The organism is Tepidimonas sp. (assembly GCF_036824975.1).
Taxonomy (GTDB): domain Bacteria; phylum Pseudomonadota; class Gammaproteobacteria; order Burkholderiales; family Burkholderiaceae_C; genus Tepidimonas.
Genome location: NZ_DAISZC010000062.1, coordinates 7,852 through 10,111 on the forward strand (window position 1 = coordinate 7,852; position 2,260 = coordinate 10,111).

Below are 2,260 nucleotides of genomic sequence, written 5' to 3' on the forward strand. Positions count from 1 at the left end.
TCACCGGCACCAAACTGCTCCCAAAGCACATGGGAAGGGCCAAATGATGCGGGGGTGGTCACATCGAGTGCGAACAGGCCCCTGCCCCCGCGCCCCAGCGTGGCGACAAGAATGTTTTTCCCGCCGGTATCCATTCGGGAGCTGACCGCCAGCTCACCGTCGACGAAATATTGGTGCGTGTACGAAGGTTCGGACAAGGCTTTTAGGCGAGACAGCAGCGCGCTCGGGATATAAGCGAAGCGCTCCCGGCCGGTTGTGCCGTCAAAGGCGTGCAGCATGCCATCATTGGCCCCGACGAAGACGGTGTCGTTCTCTTTGAGATAAACCGGTGTGGAGTGTACGATATCTCCCAGCACGTTGCCGGCAGGGCGGTTACGCAGCGTGCCGCCGTACTGCTGCTCGCCGGTGCGCACCCCCCGCAAATAGTTCACCACGGCGTCGCTGCCCAGCGCGGTTTTGTCGGCGCTGCTGAGCGCCGACCAGGTAAAACTCACGGCGGTGCCGCCCGAACGGGTCAGGATATTGCGTGCGCTGGGCGCAGGCATTTGTTGCGAAGCGCGCCAAAGCGCGGTATTGCCGATGCCGGTCGTGGCCAGCGGATACGCTGTCAGATCACCCGCCCATGTCTTGCTGTCAAAGGTTCCGTAAAACACCCGTGTATCAGTGGTGATGCGCTGCGCGCTGACTGCGGCGCCGCCTCCGGACGCGTTTAAGTCGACAATGGTGTTGATTATCCTGCGCAGCGCGGCCTCAAGCTCATCGCCATTGTTGGCGTTGAGCATCTCACCTCTGCCGTTGATGGTGGCGTGGTACAGGTCATCGACCATGCGCGGGCTGCGAGCAATATTCGGCTCGGGCCAACTGGGGGGGCTTCGATACGCATCATCGCGGTCGAAGTGGGTGACGCCGAAGATCGTCCCTCGTGTCCCCAGGGTCACGGCGGACGTGTTCAGATGCCATTTCGTATTGCAATCCAGCCAAGGTGGCGCGCCCGGTAGGCCGCAACCCTGAGCGGGTGGGACAGAGCCGCCAGCGCGCAGCTCCTTGTAGTACTTCATGGCGATATCGGCCAAGGTGTTAGAAAAGGTGTCGGCGTAAGGAGAGCCCTCGCTGCCGTCCTGATTCCCGACGGTAATCGTCGTGTTGGTAGCGAAACCATCTGTGAAAATAATGCCGTAATTGCGTTGGCACTGATGCAATAATGGAGAGTTGGTGGTACGGGACAATTGCTGCCCGATATGATCTAGGGATTCGCGGGTTGGTGTGCCCCCGGGGTAAACGTAGTCTTTGACGGCATTGAATAGTGTTGTCTTGCCGGAGGGCGTGCTACCGGACATCGCGCCGGGATAATCGTAAAAAGGCAACGGGTTGGTGCGATTATTGAAGCCGAACGTGGCGACGCGAAAGCCGCGGACGTCCTCGAACGCTTTGAATATTGCGCCGCGCGTGGCCAGATGACGTTTGCGATAATAGGTAAACCAGTTGGCAAAATTTTGTAATTCTTGTGCATAGGTTCGTCCCGAAGGAAAGGTGTTGCCGGGTTTGATTTCGTAACGCGTCAGACACCGTCCATCCGGGCCGATGGCGTGGACACCGACAGGCAGTGTCATGCCGGGATTGGCTTCAAAGGCCTTATAGTCTTGCGGCTTGGGTTGGGTGCAATTTGATTGGCCGCCGTTATAGGGGGTACCAGGAGCCGGTGACGTGGGGAGAAAATAGGTTGCGGGAAAATAAGTAAATGTTCTGGATTCGGCGGTGGTGTAAGTCTTGAGGGTTCCGTCAACATAGGTCATGCCGGGCTGAACCCGGAAGCGCCAGTTGTCTATATTGGCGGTCAGATCTTGTGTCAAATTGAGTGTGCCCGTTCCGCGGACAGGATCGGAGCGTGCGGATTGTGGGTCGGCATTCGTAAAGTTCTGGCCATAGCTGCTAGGCCACGGTGGGTATGTTTTTAGGGGATCGTAGAATAATTTATTATAGGTCGGGCTGCGAACAAACGCAAACTGAGGTAGAGGTGGGATGGCATAATGGTGGGTGGCGTCGCCGTATAAGCGATTTCCTGTTCCCGTTCCATTGGGGAATAAGTAGACATATTTTTTCCAGGTATCGTTTAAATCACCGGTGGTATTGCGGTTGATTGTTCCTGATGAGAGAGCGTCAGATGCATTACGCCCGACAAAACTTTTGTTTCCGGTGTGCCACCATAGTGCACCATCATTGGTGGGAAGGAGGACTTCGAAATCCATGCTGCCGGAGTCGT

General features: G+C 56.9%; 1 protein-coding gene. It reads right to left on the minus strand.

Features of this window, described 5'->3' with window-relative positions; genetic code table 11:
* A partial coding sequence (locus V7Z54_RS07800) for a pilus assembly protein (RefSeq protein ID WP_334135630.1) occupies positions 1 to 2,246 on the minus strand: 2,246 nt, incomplete at its 3' end.
* Between the last annotated feature and the right edge of the window lie 14 nt (positions 2,247 to 2,260).